We start from the raw sequence: 2781 nt of genomic DNA on the forward strand, positions 1-2781 counted from the left end.
CCGTCTTTGCTGGTTTCGATCAAATCGTTAAGCACCGATACGGCTTCTTTATTGATATCAGTCATTTCCAATTCCTCTTTGGTGGATGATGACTATAGAGAGAGCAGCGACCGTGCCAGCTTTCCGATTACAAAAATCTGTTTAATTTCAATACGTTAAGATATACAAAAAATAAGACGCTCGCTCTTTCTGCAAGATCTGTCGTTTGGCCTGCATGCAGATTGCACGTATTCTCTCCACGCCGCAGAAGGCGCACCCACTGATTGGCGAACACATGAACCCTGAAAAACTTGAATTACTGGTTACGCGGGAAATGCCCTACGGCAAATATAAGGGCCGACTGATAGCCGATCTGCCTGGGCAATATTTGAATTGGTTCGCTCGTGAAGGCTTTCCCAACGGCGAGTTGGGTGCGCTGCTGGCCCTGATGCACGAGATTGACCATAACGGTTTGGGCGCGCTGCTTGATCCATTGCGCAAGACTAAACGCCCGTTCCGACCTTGATCGCGTAGGTCACGCCGCTTTTTGCATGGCACAAAAAAACACGGGGCGCCCGACCAAGGCACCCCGTGAAAAGCCATACAACAACCACTTCCAACAACAACAACAACAACAACAACAACAACCCTGCGTTAATCGAACAGCGCCAATGCTTCAGCGCTGGCTGCTTGAATTCGCGCCCAATCACCGTTTTTGATCCAGGCGTTGTCGAGCATCCACGACCCGCCAACGCACATCACATTCGGCAAGGCCATGTAGCTTTGCAAGTTGGCCGGACTGACCCCACCGGTGGGGCAGAAACGCACGTCGACAAACGGGCCGCCGAGCGCTTTGATCGCGGCGACACCGCCGCTGATCTCTGCCGGGAACAGTTTGAAGCGGCGGTAACCCAAGGCATAACCGACCATTATTTCCGATGCGCTGCTGATGCCAGGCAACAACGGCAGCTCACTTTCAGTTCCGGCCAATAGCAAATCTTGCGTGCAACCGGGCGTCACGATGAATTGCGCACCGGCGGCTTCTGCGTCGGCAAGCATTTTGCGATCCAGGATAGTACCGGCGCCGACACACAGCTCCGGCCGCTGCTCACGCAGTACGCGGATTGCAGTCAGACCGAACGCAGAGCGCAAGGTCACTTCCAGAGTGGTCAAACCGCCTGCGGCAAGGGCATCGGCCAATGGCAGAATGTCTTGTTCACGGGCGATGGTAATCACCGGCAAAATCTTCGCTTTAGCGCAGAGTTCGTCGATTTGCACAATTTTGTTCGCCATGCTGTTCAGCGGCAAGTTGGTTTCTATTGTCTTCATGGCGGCTGATCCTTTGCTCATGGGCACCAGTAAATCTCTAACGAGGGATTGAGGAAGGCACGGATCGGCATCTTGGCGAGGTCATCGCCTGCTACCGCCGCGCGCAACGTGTCGAGTTTGGCCTGCCCGGAAATGGACAGGATTGGCAGACGGGCCGACGCCAGCAACTGGCGTGTCAGGGTCAAGCGTTGACGCGGGACCGTCGGTGCCAGCATCGGCAGGCACCGGCGCTGACTATCAAGGTTCAGCGCTTCGCTCAGGTTGGGGCTATTGGGGAACAACGAGGCGGTATGACCGTCATCGCCCATGCCCAATACCAGCACGTCAATCGCCGGTAGTTCAGCCAATGCCTGATCAGCAATCGTGGCCGCCTCGTCGAGGTTCGCCGCAGCGTTGTAGAGCCCCAAAAAGCGAGCTTTCGCGGCCGGTCCTTGCAACAAATAACGCTTCAACAAGCCAGCGTTACTGTCCGGGTGCTCGACCGGCACCCAGCGCTCATCGGCCAGGCTGATCACCACCTTCGACCAATCCAGGGCATGTGCAGCCAGGCTCTGGAAAAACGCTACGGGGCTGCGCCCACCCGATACCACTAACGTTGCTACGCCGTTGGCAGCAATCGCATTGAGTAACTGCTCAGCCACCGCAGCGGCCAGTTCATTGGCCAACTGTGCCGGGTTGTCGAACTCGTGGGCCACAAGCCCCTCTGGCAGTCCTAATTCATATATCGCCATACCATGACCTCCCATCGCGAGTTATCAAGGCAATGGAGCTCATCGGCCCCCACGATCCGGCGGCGTAGGGCTTGGGCGCATCGCCCGCCTTTTTCCAGCCCGCGATCAGTTGGTCACACCATTGCCATGCAGACTCAATTTCATCTTTACGGACAAACAGGTTCTGATTGCCACGCATAACTTCCAGCAACAACCGCTCATAGGCATCGGGGGTTCGCGCGCTACGATAGGTGTCGGAAAAATCCAATTTCAAAGGACCGCTGCGCAATTGCATGCCCTTGTCCAAGCCTTGATCCTTGGTCATCACCTGCAAGGAAATGCCCTCATCGGGCTGCAAGCGAATGATTAATTTGTTGCTGATTTGCATCCGTTGTTCAGGTGCAAAGATATAGTGCGGCGGTTCTTTGAAATGGATCACGATCTGCGACAACTTTTGTGGCATTCGTTTGCCAGTTCGCAGGTAAAACGGCACGCCAGCCCAACGCCAGTTACGAATATCAGCGCGCAGGGCAACAAAGGTTTCAGTGTCGCTTTGGGTATTGGAGTTCTCTTCTTCGAGATAACCCGGTACCGCCTTACCCTCGCTATAACCCGCGATGTACTGACCACGCACCACTTGGGTGGCGAGGCGTTCCGGGGTGAACGGCACCAGCGCCTTGAGCACCTTGACCTTCTCGTCACGAATACTGTCGGCAGACAAGTCGCTCGGCGGGTCCATGGCAATCAGGCAAAGCAGTTGCAG

General features: G+C 55.4%; 3 protein-coding genes and 1 pseudogene. 1 reads left to right on the plus strand and 3 read right to left on the minus strand.

What is annotated here, in order from left to right; genetic code table 11:
* The first annotated feature begins 274 nt into the window (after positions 1-274).
* Entirely contained in the window at positions 275-505 is a 231-nt protein-coding gene (locus tag M0974_RS16865; RefSeq protein WP_297839042.1) for a DUF3820 family protein, read from the plus strand.
* A 128-nt stretch (positions 506-633) separates the two neighbouring features.
* On the opposite strand, the gene M0974_RS16870 is transcribed toward M0974_RS16865, so the two are convergent.
* The 3 genes and pseudogenes from M0974_RS16870 to M0974_RS16880 form a co-directional block, all read right to left on the minus strand.
* Positions 634-1329, minus strand: coding sequence for a bifunctional 4-hydroxy-2-oxoglutarate aldolase/2-dehydro-3-deoxy-phosphogluconate aldolase (locus tag M0974_RS16870; protein ID WP_297839036.1), 696 nt, complete (start codon positions 1327-1329; stop codon positions 634-636).
* Complete coding sequence (gene pgl / locus M0974_RS16875) at positions 1326-2039, minus strand: 6-phosphogluconolactonase (RefSeq protein WP_297839039.1); 714 nt, start codon at positions 2037-2039, stop codon at positions 1326-1328. Before pgl ends, M0974_RS16870 begins: the two co-directional genes overlap by 4 nt.
* Positions 2026-2781, minus strand: a pseudogene (locus M0974_RS16880) (glucose-6-phosphate dehydrogenase); the annotation flags it as partial. The pseudogene M0974_RS16880 and the gene pgl, both read right to left, overlap by 14 nt.

Origin of the sequence: Pseudomonas sp. (genome assembly GCF_026224925.1) — a bacterium.
GTDB lineage: Bacteria > Pseudomonadota > Gammaproteobacteria > Pseudomonadales > Pseudomonadaceae > Aquipseudomonas.